The sequence below is a fragment of the Streptomyces sp. NPDC001492 genome, assembly GCF_053597275.1.
The window spans coordinates 241991-260001 of record NZ_JBSFHW010000002.1; the positions used below are offsets into that span (position 1 = coordinate 241991).

An 18011-nucleotide genomic window follows, 5' to 3' on the forward strand; every position below is an offset into this window, starting at 1 on the left:
AGGAATCTCTTGTCGGAATGGCTTGTTCTCACCCTCGCGATGCTGGCCGCCTGCGCCGTGGTGATCATCGTCACCTTCGTACGGCACCGGTCCGCTCCCGAGGACGAGGACCCCAGCGAGACCCCGGACGTCATCGAGTACATGACGATGTGGATCGGCGTGGTGTACGCCATCGTCCTGGGCCTGGCCATCGCCGGGGTGTGGGAGGGGCGCAGCGCCGCCCAGGACCATGTGCAGTCGGAGGCGGTCGCGCTGCACGAGATCTCGGAGCGGGTGCGGGTCTATCCGACCGAGATCCGTGACCGTATTCGGGACGATGTCAACGCCTATGTCGGACACGTCGTGCACACCGAGTGGAAGGTGATGGACGACGACGGGCATGTCACCCCGCGCGGCGACGAACTCTTCGCCCGTATGCGCCAGGACGTCACCGACTACCAGCCGAAGTCCGACTTCGAGGCCCAGGCCTACCAGCCGCTCCTTGACCAGGTCACCGCCGCGGACCAGGCCCGCAGCGCCCGCGCCGACTCCATGGGGGCGACCATGCCGGGCGTGGTGTGGTTCGGGCTGCTCGCCGGGGCCGTGATCACCATCGGCATGGTCTTCGCGCTGCAGATCCGGCGCACCATGCGCGAACTGGTCCTGGCAGGGCTGTTCTCCGCCCTGATCGCGTTCCTGCTCTTCCTCATCTGGGACTTCGACGCGCCCTACACACGGGGCATCACGGCGTCGGCGACACCCTTCCTGAATCTCTTCCCGCACATCGGGGCCTGACCGGCAGTCCTGCGCACCACGGGCCGCCCGGGGGCAGCGCGCCACGCCGCTGCCGTCCCCTGGGTGGCCCATGTGTTTGCCCCATTCGCCCTACAGCGATCGCGCGATCGGACACCCGTTCCTAGCGTTTCGGTTATCGAGGTGCATTCAGCCCCACAGCGGAACGGGTCCGCAACTGCTCCTCGGGGACCGGAGGAACCACCATGCGCGCGATACGCATTGCTTCGGCCGCTCTGCTGGGCATAGGAGCCCTCGCCCTCTCCGCACCCGCCGCCGTCGCACGGGACGACGGTCACCACATCACGCCGTTCGGCTTCAGCGTGCTGCCGTCGACGGTCGCGGCGGGCAGCGAGGTCAGGCTGCATGTGAACCGGGACGGCGACTGCAGGGGGCCTGCGAGGGTCACGTCGGTGGTGTTCGACACGGTCGTCATTCCGGTGGGGCAGTCCTGGGCGACGGCGGTGGTGGACCGGGACGCGAAGCCGGGTGCGGTGTACCAGGTGACGTTCTCCTGCGACGGCGCGAGCGGGTCCACGGGCCTGACGATCGTGGGCGGCCGCCCGCACCACCCGCGACCGGTGCCGGTCGACCCCGTTCCGGTACCGGACCGCCCCCACCGGGGTGTGCACGCCGGTGTGGGCGGCAGCATCGCCGGGTTCGACCTCAGGGAGATCGGCATGGGCCTGGCCCTCATCACGGGCTCGGTCGGCGCGGCGTACCACCTCTCGCGCCGCCGCGGCGGCGAGGAAGGTGCCTGACAACGGGCCATCGCCCCGGCTCCCTTCGGGGAATCGGGGCGAGGGCCCTTCAACGTGCGGTCTCCTCCGCGGACTTGACGTGCGATCCGCTGTGCGAGGCCGGGTGCGGTCTGCTCTCCGCAGCCGGAAGGCTCAGATCCGCTTCTCGGACCTCCGGCGCAGCCAGAACGCGCCGCCGGCGATGACGGCCGCGGCCACGAGCCCGCCGCCGATGGCCACGTCGGTCGGCGTCGCCCCGGTGGAGCTGCCGCCGCCGAAGCCGCCCTGGACACCGCCGATGACGGTGAAGGCGGCAGGGTTGGTGAGGGACTTGCCGCCACAGGTGACGGTGATGGGGTGCGTACCGTTTCTCGCGTCCCTGTTCACCGTCGCGGTGCCCCTCGCCGTGTTGCTGCCCGCCACCGTCATCAGTTGCGTGCTCGGGAACGCGTCCGAGGTGGCCGTGGCTCCGCCCGGGCAGCCGTCGACGGTGATGGTCAACTGCCCACCGCGGGCGATGACACTGGGCAGCGCGACGATGTTGCTGGGGTTGAAGTTCATGCCGTCCCGCGCGACGGCCGCCGGTGCGGCGAGGCCGAGAACGGCGACCGCGGCGGCAGAGACCGCCAGGGCACGATGACTACTCATGTGATCCTCCGCGGGAGACGCCCCGGGTCCCGTCCCCGGCAATGTCGGCGAGAAAGCGCCTCCCAGAAAGACAGTCAGATGCGGTGCACGCGCCCGCATTTCGGCGATGGTCCGTCCTGGTGAGAGGACACGCCGAGCAATAAGCAGATAATCAGATATATCCGCAGGTCACGGACCGTCAGAAAATTCCTGTCGGCGGCAACTCGGATGGCGCACCACCAGCGGGTGCGCCACCCGTTCGCATCCGCCCCGTCGCCGGTTTCGCACAGGCCATTTAGCTTTGCGTCATGCGCGATTGACGCGGCGACTGCCTCGTCGAGAGGGGAAACGAATGTCTGCGTCCGAACTGGCCGAACTGGCCGAAGAGGAGGAGCGACGGAAGAAGCGCGCCCCCTGGGGCGTCATAGCGCTGGTGCTGCTGACCGGCATCGCTCTCATCCGCAACGGCTCGGGAGAGTTCGACGTGGGCCCCCCGCAGCCCGCCACCGCGGCAGCGGCGGACAGCCACGCCCCCGCCGCCATCACCGCCGCCCGCGCGGTCCAGCCGCTGCCGGTCTCCCCGCCCGACCGGGTCAGGATCCCCACGATCCGGGTCGACGCACCGGTGTTGCCGGTCGGCCTGGCCGCGGACGGCTGGGTCGGCGCACCGCCCCCCGAGGACCCGAACCTGGCCGGCTGGTTCACCGGCGCCGTCACCCCCGGCGAGAAGGGCACCGCGGTGGTGGTCGGCCACGTCGACAACAAACAGGGCCCCGCGGTGTTCTACAACCTGGGGGCGCTGAAGAAGGGGAATCGCGTCGAGATCGCCCGCAAGGACGGGAAGACGGCCGTGTTCGAGATCTACGGCATCGAGGTCTTCGAGAAGAACAACTTCCCCGGCGACCGCGTCTACGCCTCCAAGGGCGCCGCGGAATTGCGGGTCATCACCTGCGGCGGCGGTTTCTCCAAGAAGCACGGTTACGAGGGGAACGTCGTCGTCTTCGCCCGCCTGGTCGAGGTCCACTGAGCGTCCCCCGGCCGGGCGGGCGGAATCCGGCTATGCGTGCCGCCGTCGCGGCACGGTGATGTGGTAGCCGGAATCCAGCAGGTCCGGCAGATAGTGGCGCAGGGCCCGGACGCTCTGGGAGCGGTCGCCCCCGGCGTCGTGCGAGAGCACCACGACGCCGGGGGCTGCGCCGTCCTCGACCCGGTCGACGATCGTGCCGGTGCCGGGGGTGGTCCAGTCGAGGGTGTCGACCGTCCAGGCCAGGGGCTCCATGCCCATTTGGGCGCCGAGTTGGAAGGTCGCGCGGTTCCAGGCGCCGTAGGGCGCGCGGAACCACAGGGGCCGCTCGCCGTAGGCGTTCTCGATGACGTCGCTGGTGCGTTCCATCTCGGAGCGGATCTCGGACCGTTTCAGACGGGTCAGCAGGGGGTGGGTCCAGGTGTGGTTGCCGACGATGTGTCCGTCGTCGGCCATACGGGCCAGCAGGTCCTGGTTGTCGACGGCCATCTCACCGCAGACGAAGAACATGGCGCGGACGTCGTACTCGGCCAGGGTGTCCAGGATGTGCGGGGTGTAGCGGGGGTCGGGCCCGTCGTCGAAGGTCAGCACCATGGTGCGACCGCGTCCGTGCACGCGCAGGAACGGCTGATGCCGCACCCGGGTCCCGCGCGGTGCCGGGCGCACCTGCTGGTATCCGGTCAGCGGCTGGAGGCGGTAGTCGGACGGGGCGAGCGCATAGCTCTCCCGGGGGGCGGGATCGGGGCCGGGCGCGGGAGCGACGGGCCGCGCCGTCCGGTCGCCCCCGCCCGAAGCGAGCACCCCGGCGGCGCCGGCCGCGCCCAGAGCGGCGGCACCCGCGATCAACGCCCGGCGTCTCGTGAGCAACTCATCCTTCTTCATGACTCATCAGTCGCCCGAACCAGGAGCGACGGTCCCCCACAACACCGCAGCGGCGGCAGGAAAACACACGCCCGGCCCAAGCCGCCGTGCGCGTCCTGGACGGGTGCGGTAGGCCAAGCCGCGCGGCCGAATTCGCTTTCGTCCCTACGCGCATGGCGGCTATGGTCGGGTCCGTGCAGTGATCTCCCGCGCGGTGTCCCGGATGCCGCAGAAGCGAACCGGTCCGTCCTCGTGTCCGCGGCCGTCGGCTGTCGGCCGTCCACGTTTCCGCTCGGAGAGATCACCGATATGCCTGCTCTTCCTCCCGCCCCCGGCGACACCCCGGAGGCCACCTTGGCGGCCTTCGTCGCCCGGGCCGCCGCCGACCCCGGAGTCGTCGGTCTCGTCCTCAGCGGCTCCCAGGTGCACGAAGGGATGCCGACCGTCCATTCCGACCACGACCTGCACGTCGTGCTGCGCGAGAGCGACGCCTCGCCGCTCAGCGAGCTCGACCGGTTCCGCTCGGCCCATCTGGACCTGGCGGTCCTCACGCTCGCCGAGTTCCGCCGGCGTGGACTGCCCGGAGACCCGGCGGCCTTCAGCCGGTACTCGTACGTCCACGCGCGGGTGCTCCTCGACCGGCTCGACGGCGAGATCACCGCCGTCCTCGACCGCAAACGGACCCTGGACCCCGACGAGGCGCACACCGCCGTGGCCGGCTACCTCGACGCCTACGTCAACCAGACCTACCGCTCCCTGAAGAGCTACCGTGACGGCCGCGACGCGATGGGGCACCTGGATGCCGCCGAGAGCCTGCCCCATGCGCTGGAGGTGCTCTTCGCCCTGCACCGGCGGGTACGGCCGTACAACAAGTACCTGCAGTGGGAGCTCGACCGGCAGCCGCTCGGCGACGACCGGTGGAGCGCCGGGCGGCTGCTGCCGGTGCTGCGCCGCATCCTGGCCGACGGCGATCCGCACAGCCAGCGCGCCCTGTTCGGCGACCTCGCACGGGCGGCGCGGGCCGCCGGGCACGGCGCGGTCCTCGACTCCTGGGGAGACGACCTGCGGCTGCTGCTCCCGCCGCGGCCCTGAGCCTCAGCGGCGGCGCACCAGCGGGAACGGCAGCGTCTCACGGATCGTCAGGCCGGTGAGGAACATGACCAGCCGGTCGACGCCGATGCCGAGACCGCCGGTGGGCGGCATCGCGTATTCGAGGGCGTCGAGGAAGTCCTCGTCCAGTTCCATCGCCTCGGGGTCTCCGCCGGCCGCCAGCAGGGACTGGGCGGTGAGACGGCGACGCTGTTCGACCGGATCGGTCAACTCCGAGTAGGCAGTGCCCAGTTCGGTGCCGAAGGCGACCAGGTCCCAGCGCTCGGCCAGCCGTGGGTCGGTGCGGTGCTGGCGGGTGAGCGGGGAGACGTCGGTGGGGAAGTCCTTGTAGAAGGTGGGCAGCCGGGTCTTCTCCTCCACCAGGCGCTCGTACATTTCGAGTACGACGTCGCCGCGGCCGTCGTCCGGCGCGTACGGCACGCCGGCGCGGTCGCACAGCCGGTGCAGCACCGGCAGCTCCGTGTCCGCGCCGACCTCCTCCCCCAAAGCCTCCCCGATCGCGCCGTACACCGTCTTGACCGGCCAGGCGCCCGAGATGTCGTACTCCTGGCCTTCCTTGCGGGCGATCGGCGCGCCGAAGGCGGCGGTGGCCGCGCCCTGGATCAGTTCGCGGGCGAGGTCGAGCATCACGTCGTAGTCGGCGAAGGCCTGGTAGGCCTCCAGCATCGTGAACTCGGGGTTGTGCTTGTAGGAGACGCCCTCGTTGCGGAAGGTGCGGCCCATTTCGAAGACCTTCTCCAGGCCGCCGACGCACAGCCGCTTCAGGTACAGCTCGGGCGCGATGCGCAGATAGAGGTCGAGGTCGTAGGCGTTGATGTGGGTGGTGAAGGGGCGGGCGTTGGCGCCACCGTGGATCTGCTGCAGCATCGGGGTCTCGACCTCGAGGTAGCCGCGCTCCAACAGGCCCTGGCGCAGGGCCTGTACGGCGGTGGAGCGGGCGCGGACGACCCGGCGGGCGTCGGGGCTGGAGACCAGGTCGAGGTAGCGCATCCGGACCTTGGCCTCGGGGTCGGAAAGGCCGCGGCGTTTGTCGGGCAGCGGGCGCAGGCACTTGCCGATCAGCTGCCAGGAGGTGACGAAGACGGTCGGTTCGCCCTTGTCGCTCACGCCGGCCCGGCCGGTGGCGCTGATGTGGTCGCCGATGTCGGTGTCTGCGGTGAAGCGGTCGAGGGCGGGCCCGGAGTCCTCGCGGGTGAGGGCGAGTTGGTGGTCGCCGGACCAGTCGCGCAGGGTGACGAAGACGATGCCGCCGAAGCCGCGCACCAGCATGATGCGGCCGGCGACGGTGACCTGTTCGCCCTCGCGGACGTCGGCGAGGGCATGGGTGCGCCGCGGGATGGCGACCGGGTAGGGGTCGGTGCCGTCGGCGCGCAGCCGGTCGAGGGTGCGGTGCCGGATGCGGACCTGTTCGGGCAGGCCGGCCTGGGGATCGCCGGGCCCGGCCTCGCCCCCTCCGTCGAGGCCGAGCGCCGACAGCGACGGCAGACCCTCGGTGGTCGCGGGCCTGGACGCGCCCTTCGGGTGCCCCTTTCTCCAGAGTTTGCGCAAGGACGGTACCGAAACGAAACCTTCGGCGATGCCGGAGGCCAGCCCGATACGGGCGAGGGAGCCCGCGTCGCCGTAGCAGATGAAGCGCGGATACCACTCCGGCTGGTACTTGGCGTTGGAGCGGTACAGCGCCTCCAGCTGCCACCACCGGGAGAAGAAAAGCAGCAGGCGGCGCCACAGGCGCAGCACCGGTCCGGCACCGATGCGGGCGCCCTCCTCGAAGGCCGAGCGGAAGACCGCGAAGTTCAGCGAGATCCTGCGGATTCCCAGCTTCGGTGCCGCCTCGCACAGTTCGGCGACCATGAACTCCATGACGCCGTTGGGAGCACTGCGGTCACGGCGCATCAGGTCGAGGGAGACGCCGTCGCGGCCCCAGGGCACGAAGGAGAGCAGCGCCAGGAGGCGGCCGTCCTCACTGAGGGCTTCCACGAGGAGGCAGTCGCCGTCCGCCGGGTCGCCGAGGCGGTCCAGGGCCATGGAGAAGCCGCGTTCGGTCTCGGTGTCGCGCCAGGCGTCGGCCTTGTCGATCACCTCCTCCATCTCCTCGTCGGTGAGGGTGGCGTGGCGGCGGATGCGGCAGTGGGCGCCGGTGCGGCGCACGCGGTGCACGGCCTGCCGGGTGACCCGCATGTCGCGGCCGTCGAGGTCGAAGTCGGGCACGTGCAGGATCGCCTCGTCGCCGAGTTGGAGTGCGCCGAGGCCGGCGCGGGCGAAGGCCCTGGCGCCGTCCTCGGAGGCGCCCACCGCGGCGGGCGCCCAGGCGTGCCGGCGGGCGACGTCCAGCCAGGCGGCGATGGCGTGCGGCCAGGCCTCCCGGTCGCCGACGGGGTCGCCGCTGGCGAGGCAGACGCCGGCCTCGACACGGTAGGTGACGGCGGCCTTGCCGCTGGGCGAGAAGACGACGGCCTTGTCGCGGCGGGTGGCGAAGTAACCGAGGGAGTCCTGCTCGCCGTAGGCCTTCAGCAGGGCGCGGATACGGGGCTCCTCGTCGCCGTGCAGGGCGCCTTCCAGGCGTTGTGAACGGAACAGGGTGGCGGCGGCGTTGAGCAGGGCGAGCGCGCCGAACAGGCCGAGCAGGAAGAACAGGGCGCGGGGCGGGCGGCCGTCGAAGGAACGGGCCGAGACCAGGCCGCCGCAGACGCGGTTGGCGGCCCACAGCAGGTGCTGGCTCTCGGGCAGGGTGCCGGGGAAGAGGGCGACCAGCCCCCAGCCGACGAGGATGCCGACGGCGATCCCGGCCAGCAGCACCACCAGGGCCCGGCGCACGGCGGCGCGGCGGGAGGCGGCGTAGAACTCCTTGCGGGCGACGATCAGCAGGGCCAGTGCGAGACCGCAGACGACGAGGGACGGGACGGACTCGACATACAGGCCCAGCGCCACTCCGAGGATGTCGTCCAGGACCAGCAGGCCGAGGTAGACGACCACCAGCCACCAGGCGATCTTCTTGCGGGCGGCGGTCGCGGCGGCGAGCAGGAAGAGGAAGACGGCGTAGGCGAGATTGGCGCTGACCGGGACGATGATCACGTCGAGGAAGCGGACCACCGGGCGCAGCAGGACGCGCAGCGGGGGGATGAGGGCCAGCAGGCCGCACAGCAGGCCGAGGGCGCCGAAGAAGGCCGCGAAGACCTCGGGCACCTTGCTCATCGGACCGCTGCCGGGCGGCCGTATCGGACCCGGGGTGTCCCTGGGCGGGGAGGCCTCCGCTGTGGCACTCATGGTTCCGACTGTAGGAAGGGCTCGGCCGCCTCGCCCGTCGAGAGGCCCCGCACGGCGGCGGGACCTGCGGCTTCCGATAGCCTCACAGCCGTGACGGAACAGCACTCGCACCAGTTCGAGCGGGGCACGGACGGGCCCAAGGTCATCGTGGTCGGGGTGGACGGTTCGGACTCCTCGCTGCGCGCCGCGGCATATGCCGGTGGCCTGGCCAGGCGCCAGCACGCGCTGCTCGCCGTGGTCTATGTGCAGCCGGTGATGGCCGCGGGCGCGGCCATGGGCGCGCCGGTCGCCGAGACGACGGACGAGATCGCCGAGGACCTCAAGACCTACATCCGGGACGCCACCGAGCGGCTCAAGGGGATATACGAGGTCCGCTGGGAGTTCCACACCTTCCGCGGCGACCCCTACAGCGGCCTGGTCAAGGCCGCGGACGAGCTGAAGGCGGACGCGGTGGTGGTGGGCGCCTCCGAGCAGGCCGGGCACCGGATCGTCGGTTCGGTGGCCGTACGGCTGGTGAAGGCGGGGCGGTGGCCGGTGACGGTGGTGCCGTGAGGCTCACGGCTTGCGGGTGAGCAGCTGTATGCCCTGGGTGCGGTGGCCGTTCATCGTGAGGACGTCGATCCGGCGCTCGGCCACCGGCGCAGCACCCTCGTCGGCACGGTGGCCAACGGTACGGCCGGCTGATCACCTGTCTGCAGTGGTGGACCCGGGTGCGGTTCGCGGTGTGGTTCGTGATCGGGACCGGGAGCTACTTCGGGTACGCGCACCGACGCTCGGAGCCGGCCGCTGGGGCAAGGAGGCCAGCGCGGCGGGTGGCGCCGCGTCGGCGGCTGCCGAGCCGTGCAGCAGGTCGGCCAGGTCATGGGGGCGCGCCTGCTCACCGGTGGGAGCCGCCGCTGCGATCCGGTCCAGCCGGAAGCCCCGGCCGGCCCGCCGGGTGCGGCACCAGGCGATGAGGTACCAGCGGCCTTCGGCGGTGAGCAGACCGGCCGGTTCCACCTCGCGCTCGCTCGCACGTCCGGCCGCGTCGACGTAGGACAGGCGCAGCACCACGGCGTCGGTGAGGGCCTGTTCCACGGCGGCGCGGACCGCGAGGTCGGTCCGCGCCGGCAGCGCGACGATCCGTGCGGCGAGTTCGCGGACCGCCGCCGAGCCGGGGCCGGTCATCGAGGCCACGATCTTCTGGTACGCCGTGCGGGCCGCCCCGGCGTAGGGGGCGCAGGCGTCGGCCGCGGCCAGCGCGGCGGCCAGCGCCGCCGCCTCGTCGGCGGTGAAGTGCATCGGAGGCAGCGTCGCCGCCGGGTCGATCGTCCAGCCCCCGCCGCGCCCGGGTGTGGCGCGCACCGGGACACCGGACTCCATCAGCGCCTGCAGATCGCGCTGCACGGTGCGGGTGGCGACCTCGAACCGGGCGGCGAGTACGGCGACCGTCAGCGGCCGGGGCGCCGCCGCGCGCAACTCCTCCACCAGCGCATAGAGCCGGGCAGTGCGGTTCATGAGGCCGACGCTACCGTCCCGCCGCGGTCAGGAACTCCCGCTGACGTGCCTGTTCCCGCTCGGTGACGGTCAGCGGGAACAGGGTGAACCCGTGCATGGCGCCGGCCACGACGCCGAGCTCGACGGGCGCACCGGCCGCCTGCCACCGCTGGGCCAGAAACAGCGAGTCGTCCAGCAGCGGATCCTCTGTACCGACGACGATCCGGGCGGGCGGCAGGCCGGTCAGGTCGGCGAAGAGCGGCGAGATGTCCGGGGCGCGGCGCTGCTCCGCCCCCATCCCGGGTGTGAACAGCTCATAACTGCCGTGCAGCGAGTCGGTGTTGCTCAGCAGCCGCCTCGAGCCGAACGACCGCTGGCTCGGCGTCATCGACAGGTCGTACGGGCCGAAGAGCAGCTGGGCCGCCCGGAACGCGCCCGTGATGTGGTGCCGGTCGCGCAGGCGCAGCAGGGTGACGACGCTCAGATGGGCGCCGGCCGACTCACCGCCGATCAGCAGCCGTCCGGTGCCGAACTCGGCTGCGGCATGCTCCACCAGCCACCGGGCGGCCGCTTCGCAGTCGTCGGGTCCGGCGGGGAACGGGTGCTCCGGCGCCAGCCGGTACTCCACGCTCACCACGGCCAGCCGTGCCTGCACGGCAAGCCGCCACAGCCTCTCGTCCTGCCCGCCCGCGGAGCCGAACGCCCAGCCGCCCCCGTGCAGGTGCAGATATACGCCGTCGATCTCGTCCGGCACGAACACCCGGACCCCGATCCCGCCCGCAATGGCGCGGTCCCGGCCCTGCGGCAGTCGCACCGGTGGTGTGTTGCCACCCAGCCGGTTGCGTCGCAGCAGCGCCAGCACGGTTGCGTCGGGTGCCTGTCCGCGGGCCGGGCGGCTCGCGGCAGTGGCCTCGAACTGCTCGTTGAAGGCCAGGGTCTCGGCAAGGCAGTCCTCGTCTGTGATCGTCATGACGCCGACCCTCGCAGCAGTCCGCGACAACGTCCTGTCACCCTTTTCCGGTGAGCTGCGTCACGGCGGCTAGAGTTTGGCGCCGGCCCGGGCAACACCGGTGCGACACGGGGGGATTGAGCGCTGATGGGATCAGCTGGAAGACGTGACAGGCGCGGGGCGGCCGTGGCCGCCGTGCTCTGTGTGGTGGTGGCGCTGCTGCTCGGCGGGTGCGGGACGCAGGTGGCGGGCCGGGAAGCGGCGCCGTCGGCGACCGGGCCGATCCCGTGGACCGTTTTCGAGCCCTCGCAGGTCACCGGGGCCCGCCTCGCCGACGGCGGCCGTACGCTGCTGCTCGACGCGCAGGTGCCCAGCGGTGCGCGCGCGTGTGTGCGGGATTTCAAGGCGGTGCTCACCGACCCCGTGGAGAAGGACCTCGTGCGGGTCCAGCTCACCTTCTCCTCGCCGTCCGGGGACCGGCGTTCCGGATGCACCAAGGAGCGGTCGGCCACGGCGCGGCTCCGGCTGCCCATCCCCCTGGGCGGCCGGGAGGTGGTCGTCGACCACTACGTGCAGTTCACCGCCGACGGAGCGAAGGCCCCCGCGTTGCGGCTGTGCGGGAAGCTGGGCTGCACGCCGCCGGCGACCGGCTGTACCGACGCCTCCTACGACCAGGCGCTGATGGCGGTCGACGCGCCCACGCACACCTACCGGGACTCTCAGGAGTGCGACGGCAAGTGGCTGGTGATGGACTTCTCCTGGCGGACCGGACCGGCCTGCGACGACGCCTCGGCGCCCGGCTGCTCGTCGCGGCTCGGTGACCGCTGGTTCTTCCGGGCGGAGAAATCCGGATGGGTGCCGATCGTCGAGGGGGCGGCCGGAGGCTGCCGGGTCGTGCAGCGCAGGGTGCCGGCTTTTCCGACCTCGCTGTGCAGGGGTCTGGCTCCGCTTTCGTCCTCCCTGCACCCGAGTTATCCGCCCGCGTCTGCTTCTCCGAGTCCGTCCCCCTCGCCGGGCCGCCACTCCTAGAGGGCGCGGAGGAACTCCAGCAGGACCTTGTTGAAGACCTCCGGCTTCTCCATGTTCAGGTAGTGGGCGGTGTCCTCGACGGTCTGCGCACGGCCGTCGGGGACGGTGCGCGCGAGGCGCTCTGCCGCGTCCAGCAACTCGGGGGGCTCCAGGGTGCCGTTGACGGTGAGCACCGGGACGTCGATCTTCGGCAGGCGGGACCAGGAGTCGGTCACGCGCACGTGCCAGTCCTTCTCGCCGGGAGTGTGCTTGGAGATCGAGTTGAAGGCCATCTCCTTCAACCGGCGTGCGATGTCCGGGTCGACGTCGTCGGCGCTGCGGTAGGGGCCGGGCACGACCCGCACGAACGCGTCGAGCCAGCCCTCGATGTCACCGGCGCCCAGCGTGCGGGCGTACTCGGCCTGGATCTCACGGGTCCAGTCGTCCGTGTACTGGAAGTCGCCGGTCGCCGCGCCGCAGGTGACCACCGCGCGCACGAGCTCGGGGTACTCCAGCACGGTGTCGGTGGCGATCACTCCGCCCATCGAGAGGCCGACGAGGACGGCCGGGCCCGCGTCGAGGTGGCGGAGCAGGGCGGCGAGGTCGTCGGCCCAGCGGAACGGCTGGGTGGCGTTGGCGGAGGATCCGTGGCCGCGTACGTCCGGGGCGATCACCCGGTACTCGGCGGCGAGGGCCGGTATCTGGTCGTCCCAGACGCGGTGGTCGACGTACCCGGAGTGGAGGAGGACGACGAGATCACCGGAGCCGGTGTCGAGGTAGGCGAGGTCACCGTCCAAGGACGGGAAGAGGCGAACGTCCGAAGCACCATTCATGACAACCAAGGTGTCATGTTCGGCGAGCTTTGACAACCGGGATGTCATGATGGCGAGGTGAACGACACCGACAAGCCCCTCACCCCCGACGAGCTGGGCCACCGTCTGACCGAGGTGTTCGACCTGGTCGGCCCGCTGTACCGGCGCGCCCTGCGCAAGGTCGAGCAGGGCGAGGCGGTCGAGGGGGTCTCCGTAGGCGTACGCGCCGTACTGGACCTGCTGCGGCAGCACGACCCCATGACGGTGCCTCAGATGGGGCGGATCCTGGCGCTGAGCCGGCAGTTCGTACAGCGCATGGTCAACGACGCGGCGGACCAGGGGTGGGTCGAGGTGGTCCCCAACCCCGCGCACCAGCGCTCGTCCCTGATCCGGATCACGGAAGAGGGCCGGGCGACCATCACCACCGTCCTGGGCCGTGAGCACTATCTGAACCGGCAGGTCGGCGGCGATCTGACCGACGCGGAAGTCCGGGCGACGGTGCGGGTGTTGAGGGAGATCCTGAAGACCTTCGACCACGTGGACGTGGACTGACCTACTGCCCCATGGTCAGCCCGTCCTTGGCCGCGCCCCGGCTGAGCACCGCGGTGCTGATCGCGTCGCGCACGGCCTTCACCTCGGCGCCCTGGGCGATGGCCTGGTTGAGGTTGACCGCCCTACCGGCGTCGACGTCGAACATCAGCGGGACGAATTCCGCCTTGGTGACCTCCCAGCGACCGCCCGCACGGGCGGGACGGGTGAAGGTGAAGCGGCCGAGGGTGGACTCGTTGCCGCGCGGGTCCTGGGCGCCCGACGTGTTGGACATCTCTCCCGCGATCTGGTCGCCCAGGCCGTAGACGACCCAGGTGCCGTTGACTTTCTCGTACGCCTGCGGGACATGGGCGCGGGTGCCGAGGACGAGGTCGACGTCGGGGCGGCCGGCGGTGCGGGAGGCCGTGAGCTGCCCGGCCAGGGCGAGCTGCTGCTGGTCGGGCGCGTCCTGCCATTCGGTGCCCCAGTGCACGGAGACGACGACCACGTCGGCACCTGCCCGGCGGGCCGCCCGGGCGTCCTCGATGATCCGGTTCTCGTTCAGGAGGCTGACGGCCCACGGCGCACCCTGGGGCAGCGGGATGCCGTTGGTGTCGAAGGTGTAGGCGAGGTGGGCGACCTCGGCGGGGCCCGCGCGCAGGATCGTGACGGTGTGCGCCTCGGCCTCGGTGCGGGCCGAACCGGCATGGCGTACGCCCGCGCGGTCCAGGGCGTCGAGGGTGCGGCGGACACCCTCGGCGCCGTCGTCGAGGCTGTGGTCGGAGGCGGTGGAGCAGCCGTCGTAACCGGTGGCGGCCAGGCTCTGGGCGATCTCGGGCGGGGACGTGAACAGGGAGCGGCCGGCGTAGTGGCCGTTCGCCCCGTAGACGGTGTCCATGTGACACAGCGCCAGATCGGCGCGCGCGACGATGGGCTTGATGCCGGAGAACATCGGCCGGAAGTCGTAACCGGCGCCACCGCCGTCGAAGCGGGCGCGGTCGATGATCGAGTCGTGCGGGATGATGTCGCCGGAGGCGACCAGCGTGAAGGTACGGGCCGCGGACGCCGCCGGGGCCCCCGGGTCTCCGGCACGGGTGGCCGCCTGCCGATGCTGGGCCTGGCAGGCCGCGCCCGCGGTCAGAACGGCCATCAGGGCCAGGGCAACCTGTCGTCTCCGTGCAATCATCAGCTCACCCCACTGTTGTCACATTTACAGATAAATAGGTACGAGTCTGAGTGCGCGGCCAAACAACCGCGCCGCCCCGATTAACCCGTCCGGTGCCCGCGAACGGACGCCCCCGGGCCGCTCGCGGGGAGCGCGGGACCGTTCGTCGTACCGTTCGTCGACGCGATCGACCGTCCGCCGCAGATCCCGGTGCGGACCCTGTCCCGAAGCGGCACCCTGCGATGCCATACGGCCATGACGGCCGGAACCACCCTCACGAACGCGACGACCGCCGAGCACGAGCTCGCCGCGCTGCAGCGCGAGCACGGCCGCCCCCTCTTCGCGCTGCTGCTCCGGCTCAGCGACGGCGACCGGCAGCGCGCCGAGGACCTGGTGCAGGAGACCCTGGTGCGCGCCTGGCAGCATCCCGAGGCGCTGCGCGCCGACGACTACGACTCCGTACGGCCCTGGCTGATGACCGTGGGACGGCGGCTCGCCATCGACGCGCGGCGGGCCCGGCAGGCGCGGCCGCCCGAGGTCGGGGACGCGGTCCTGGAGAACGCGCGGGTGATCGGCGACCACGCCGAGCGGGCCGCCGCAGCCCTCGATGTCCGCGAGGCTGTGAAGACACTCACTCCCCAGCACCGTGAAGTCCTGGTGCTCGTGTACTTCCAGGGGGCGAGTGTTGCGGAAGCCGCGGAAACCCTCGGAATTCCTCCCGGTACGGTGAAGTCCCGCGCGTACTACGCGCTGCGCGCCCTCCGCCGGGTGCTTCCCGGATATGCGGCCGACCTGCGGTGAAACCGACGGCTGAGTCAAACCTCCGTAAAGCGCCTTGCTGAGGACCCCGGTTGAGCAATCAGCTGTCCTCATCCGTGTTCCGGACTGGGGGCTCGGGGCCCCGCGACCGGGGCCCGGAGTCGGGCGACGCGCACGCACCGGAGGAAGGCAGGAAGGGATGCTGCACAGAGGTCAAGAGAGCACGGACGGCACCGGCGGCGGTGAGCTGGTCGTCCCGATGGCCTGGCTCTACGCCGAGTACATCGCCGACGAGCTGCTGCGGACGGGCGACCTGATGCCGCCGACGTCCTTCGAGTTCCGCGCGGGGCGCGACGCCCTGGCGCTGACCGTCTTCCTCTCCGACACGGACGGCGAACTCCCGGGGATCCGGGTGGTCTCCCAGCTGGAGACCTGGCTGTCGCTCACGGCGTACGACCAGCCGTGGCAGGAGTGGGTGCGCGAGCGGATGGCCAGGCTGGTCGCCCGGACGGCCGAGTCCGGCGACCCCGCTCCCGACGTGGAACTGGCCCGGGCGGCCTGGCGCTGGCTGGAGGAGACGGAGCTGCTCGCGCCCGACCTGAACGCGGTGCCGGGCGGCGCGGCGATGGTCGGCGAGGACGAGGGCCCGAAGGTGTGGACGAAGGCGTGGCAACTGGGCCTGCCGCTCGGCCACCTCGCCATCCACCTTTTTTAGACTCGTTTGGATGTGGACCAATCCGCGGGCCGGTCGGCTCCGAATCCCAGGGTTCGCGATTCTCCACATGCCCTGAGTGATTCGACTGTCTGGTGCGTACCTGTGGGAGCAAGGAGTAACCCCACCCGCACCCAACGGCACGAGGATTCGGCATGAGGTCCCAGGAGAGGCATCGCGACGTCGCCGCGTACGCGCTCGGCGTGCTGGACGAGGCGGACGCCTTCCGCTTCGAGGACCACCTCATGGAGTGCGCGCGCTGCGCCGCTCACGTGACCGAATTCGGGCCCATCACCCGGCAGATGATGCTGTACCGCCGGGCGACGCCACGGTTCGTGAGCCCCATGACCAGGCCCGGCCCGCAGCTGCTCGACCGGCTGCTCGGCGCGGTGGCCGCCCGGCACCGCGCCGGCCGGCGGCGTTTTCTGTACGCCGTGGCCGCGTCCCTGGCGATCGGCGTGGCCGGGCCGGGCATCGCGATGACGATGGCCGGCGGCGGCACCGCCGACACGGTGCGCATCGCGGCGACCGACGCGAAGTCGGGCGTATGGGCCCAGGTGACCACCCAGGACGAGTATTCGGGCAGCCAGATCAAGCTGGAGGTGAAGGACGGCGCGGGCCCGCGCCCCTGTCGTCTGGTCGCCATCGGCCGCGACGGCTCCGAGCAGATCCTGACCAGCTGGACCGTCCCCAGCCACGACGCCCGCCCGATCACGATGCAGGGCAGCTCCTCCCTGCACACCGGCGAGATCGCCCGCTATGAGCTCCGCACCGCGGGCGGGGAGCATCTCGTCACACTCCAGTCCGGCTAGCGCTCTCGCTGCAAGGCCGCACCTCCCGGTGTGACATCCCTGTCCGGCGCCGCGCTGTAGCCAGTGGCGATGTCGGAATTCGGGATGGGTGTGCACGTGCTGCTGGCGGACCGCTATCAGCTGGAGGAACTGCTGGGCAGCGGCGCGATGGGCGAGGTGTGGCGCGCGGCCGACCGGGTCCTGGGCCGTCCGGTGGCGATCAAGCTGCTGAAGGCGCAGGACAGCGTCGACGTCGAGCGGTTCCGCATGGAGGCGCAGACCACGGCCCGCCTCAACCATCCGCGTGTGGTGGGCGTGTACGACTTCGGCTCCGATCACGGCCGGCTCCATCTGGTGATGGAACTCGTGGACGGCTGGACCCTGGCCCAGGAGAGGTCCCTGCGCGGGAGCCTGACGGCACGGGAAGCGGCCGCCGTCGCCGCGCAGGTGGCGCAGGGTTTGTCCGCCGCGCACCGGCAGGGCGTGATCCACCGGGACATCAAGCCCGCCAACATCATGCTGACCACCGACCGCACTGTGAAGATCACGGACTTCGGCATCGCCCGCTTCGCCGACGACGGCGCCGCGACCGCCACCGGAAAGATCCTCGGCACCGCCGACTACCTGGCTCCCGAGCGGGCCCTGGGGCGGCCGGCCCAGCCCGCCTCCGACGTCTACTCGCTCGGCTGTGTGCTGTACGAACTGCTCACCGGCCGCCCGCCGTTCAGCGGCACGACCTCGCTCGCCGTGGTGCAGCAGCACGTCGACACCGCCCCGCCGCCGCCCCACCGGTGGAGCGCTGACATACCCCTGCCGCTGTCCGACTATGTGCTGCGCCTGCTGGCCAAGGACCCGGCGCAGCGGCCGAGCGCGCAGGAGGCAGCCGAGTGGCTGGGCGCGCAGGAGTGGGAACCGGACCCGAGCGAGTCGGCGGAACCGACCGAGCCGCTGGACCCCGTGGACCCGGACGGCAGCGCGGGGCCGGACGGTGGAGCGCCCAGCCCCACGCCGTCGGCCGTGACGTCCGCGTCGCCGCCCCAGGCCGGCGCCCGCGCAGCGCATTCCCGCCCCCGCAACCGCCGGCGGCAGGCGTCCAAGGCCCTGCTGGGTGGCGCCGCCGTCGCCCTGTTCGCCGCGGCCACGGCCCTCGGGGCGGCGCTGAACTCCGACGGCGACGGCCCTGCCTCGCCCCTCTCGCCGAGTCCGGCGCCGCTTCGGACGCCTTCCTCGCACCCGACGTCGATCACCTCCCCGCCCACGGGCGGGACCGTAAGTGCCCCTGCCGTGCCGCCGTCCGCGGTCCCGTCCACCAGGCCGACTCCGCCGGAGAACCACAAGGACGGGCAGCACGGCGGCAAGGACAAGGACGGCAAGGACAAGACGAAGGGCCACAAGGGATGACCGGCTGAGCCGC

At 71.6% G+C, this 18011-nt stretch carries 18 protein-coding genes; 11 read left to right on the forward strand and 7 right to left on the reverse strand.

Features of this window, described 5'->3' with window-relative positions; genetic code table 11:
- Nucleotides 1-9: 9 nt before the first annotated feature.
- Together ACWC1K_RS03435 and ACWC1K_RS03440 are read left to right on the forward strand one after the other, a co-directional pair.
- Complete coding sequence (locus ACWC1K_RS03435; protein ID WP_450828487.1) at nt 10-774, forward strand: bestrophin-like domain; 765 nt, start codon at nt 10-12, stop codon at nt 772-774.
- A gap of 203 nt (nt 775-977) precedes the next feature.
- A complete protein-coding gene (locus ACWC1K_RS03440) occupies nt 978-1532 on the forward strand; it encodes a hypothetical protein (protein WP_450828489.1) in 555 nt (184 codons plus the stop codon).
- Nucleotides 1533-1664: 132 nt separating this feature from the next.
- Here ACWC1K_RS03440 and ACWC1K_RS03445 read toward each other — a convergent pair whose 3' ends face one another.
- On the reverse strand, nt 1665-2159 hold the full coding sequence (locus ACWC1K_RS03445) for a hypothetical protein (protein WP_450828490.1): 495 nt from the start codon (nt 2157-2159) through the stop codon (nt 1665-1667).
- A gap of 331 nt (nt 2160-2490) precedes the next feature.
- On the opposite strand from ACWC1K_RS03445, the gene ACWC1K_RS03450 reads away from it, so the two are divergent.
- Nucleotides 2491-3165 carry a class F sortase gene (locus ACWC1K_RS03450; RefSeq protein WP_450828492.1) on the forward strand — a complete coding sequence of 225 codons (675 nt, stop codon included), beginning with the start codon at nt 2491-2493 and terminating at the stop codon, nt 3163-3165.
- Nucleotides 3166-3195: 30 nt separating this feature from the next.
- On the opposite strand, the gene ACWC1K_RS03455 is transcribed toward ACWC1K_RS03450, so the two are convergent.
- Nucleotides 3196-4044 carry a polysaccharide deacetylase family protein gene (locus ACWC1K_RS03455; protein WP_450828494.1) on the reverse strand — a complete coding sequence of 283 codons (849 nt, stop codon included), beginning with the start codon at nt 4042-4044 and terminating at the stop codon, nt 3196-3198.
- A 288-nt stretch (nt 4045-4332) separates the two neighbouring features.
- Between ACWC1K_RS03455 and ACWC1K_RS03460 the strand changes: the two genes are divergently transcribed.
- Nucleotides 4333-5115, forward strand: a complete 783-nt coding sequence (locus ACWC1K_RS03460; RefSeq protein WP_450828496.1) for a hypothetical protein — start codon at nt 4333-4335, stop codon at nt 5113-5115.
- Nucleotides 5116-5118: 3 nt separating this feature from the next.
- Here the strand turns inward: ACWC1K_RS03460 and lysX are convergent, their stop codons facing one another.
- Nucleotides 5119-8397 carry a bifunctional lysylphosphatidylglycerol synthetase/lysine--tRNA ligase LysX gene (lysX, locus tag ACWC1K_RS03465; RefSeq protein WP_450828498.1) on the reverse strand — a complete coding sequence of 1093 codons (3279 nt, stop codon included), beginning with the start codon at nt 8395-8397 and terminating at the stop codon, nt 5119-5121.
- Nucleotides 8398-8487: 90 nt separating this feature from the next.
- Between lysX and ACWC1K_RS03470 the strand changes: the two genes are divergently transcribed.
- Complete coding sequence (locus tag ACWC1K_RS03470) at nt 8488-8949, forward strand: universal stress protein (RefSeq protein ID WP_450828500.1); 462 nt, start codon at nt 8488-8490, stop codon at nt 8947-8949.
- A 132-nt stretch (nt 8950-9081) separates the two neighbouring features.
- Here ACWC1K_RS03470 and ACWC1K_RS03475 read toward each other — a convergent pair whose 3' ends face one another.
- Both ACWC1K_RS03475 and ACWC1K_RS03480 read right to left on the reverse strand, forming a co-directional pair.
- Nucleotides 9082-9894: a helix-turn-helix transcriptional regulator gene (locus ACWC1K_RS03475; RefSeq protein WP_450828502.1), complete on the reverse strand. Its 813-nt coding sequence runs from the start codon at nt 9892-9894 to the stop codon at nt 9082-9084.
- 10 nt (nt 9895-9904) lie between these two features.
- On the reverse strand, nt 9905-10843 hold the full coding sequence (locus ACWC1K_RS03480) for an alpha/beta hydrolase (RefSeq protein ID WP_450828504.1): 939 nt from the start codon (nt 10841-10843) through the stop codon (nt 9905-9907).
- Between the two features lie 165 nt (nt 10844-11008).
- Here ACWC1K_RS03480 and ACWC1K_RS03485 point away from each other — a divergent pair, with 165 nt between their 5' ends.
- Nucleotides 11009-11851, forward strand: coding sequence for a hypothetical protein (locus ACWC1K_RS03485; protein WP_450828506.1), 843 nt, complete (start codon nt 11009-11011; stop codon nt 11849-11851).
- On the opposite strand, the gene ACWC1K_RS03490 is transcribed toward ACWC1K_RS03485, so the two are convergent.
- The gene (locus ACWC1K_RS03490; protein ID WP_450828508.1) at nt 11848-12663 is read right to left on the reverse strand and encodes an alpha/beta fold hydrolase; all 816 of its coding nucleotides are present in this window, start codon (nt 12661-12663) and stop codon (nt 11848-11850) included. The genes ACWC1K_RS03485 and ACWC1K_RS03490 overlap by 4 nt on opposite strands.
- A 57-nt stretch (nt 12664-12720) precedes the next feature.
- Here ACWC1K_RS03490 and ACWC1K_RS03495 point away from each other — a divergent pair, with 57 nt between their 5' ends.
- Nucleotides 12721-13194 (forward strand): MarR family winged helix-turn-helix transcriptional regulator, encoded by a 474-nt coding sequence (locus ACWC1K_RS03495; protein ID WP_450828510.1) that lies wholly within the window; start codon nt 12721-12723, stop codon nt 13192-13194.
- 1 nt (nt 13195) lies between these two features.
- Here the strand turns inward: ACWC1K_RS03495 and ACWC1K_RS03500 are convergent, their stop codons facing one another.
- Entirely contained in the window at nt 13196-14356 is a 1161-nt protein-coding gene (locus tag ACWC1K_RS03500; RefSeq protein ID WP_450828512.1) for a CapA family protein, read from the reverse strand.
- Nucleotides 14357-14590: 234 nt separating this feature from the next.
- On the opposite strand from ACWC1K_RS03500, the gene ACWC1K_RS03505 reads away from it, so the two are divergent.
- The 4 genes from ACWC1K_RS03505 to ACWC1K_RS03520 all read left to right on the forward strand — a co-directional run bounded on the left by ACWC1K_RS03505 (nt 14591) and on the right by ACWC1K_RS03520 (nt 17998).
- Nucleotides 14591-15136: a sigma-70 family RNA polymerase sigma factor gene (locus ACWC1K_RS03505; RefSeq protein ID WP_450828514.1), complete on the forward strand. Its 546-nt coding sequence runs from the start codon at nt 14591-14593 to the stop codon at nt 15134-15136.
- Between the two features lie 157 nt (nt 15137-15293).
- On the forward strand, nt 15294-15809 hold the full coding sequence (locus ACWC1K_RS03510; protein WP_450828516.1) for a hypothetical protein: 516 nt from the start codon (nt 15294-15296) through the stop codon (nt 15807-15809).
- Between the two features lie 152 nt (nt 15810-15961).
- Nucleotides 15962-16618: a zf-HC2 domain-containing protein gene (locus ACWC1K_RS03515; RefSeq protein WP_450828518.1), complete on the forward strand. Its 657-nt coding sequence runs from the start codon at nt 15962-15964 to the stop codon at nt 16616-16618.
- Nucleotides 16619-16687: 69 nt separating this feature from the next.
- Nucleotides 16688-17998, forward strand: a complete 1311-nt coding sequence (locus ACWC1K_RS03520; RefSeq protein WP_450828520.1) for a protein kinase domain-containing protein — start codon at nt 16688-16690, stop codon at nt 17996-17998.
- Nucleotides 17999-18011 lie beyond the last annotated feature (13 nt).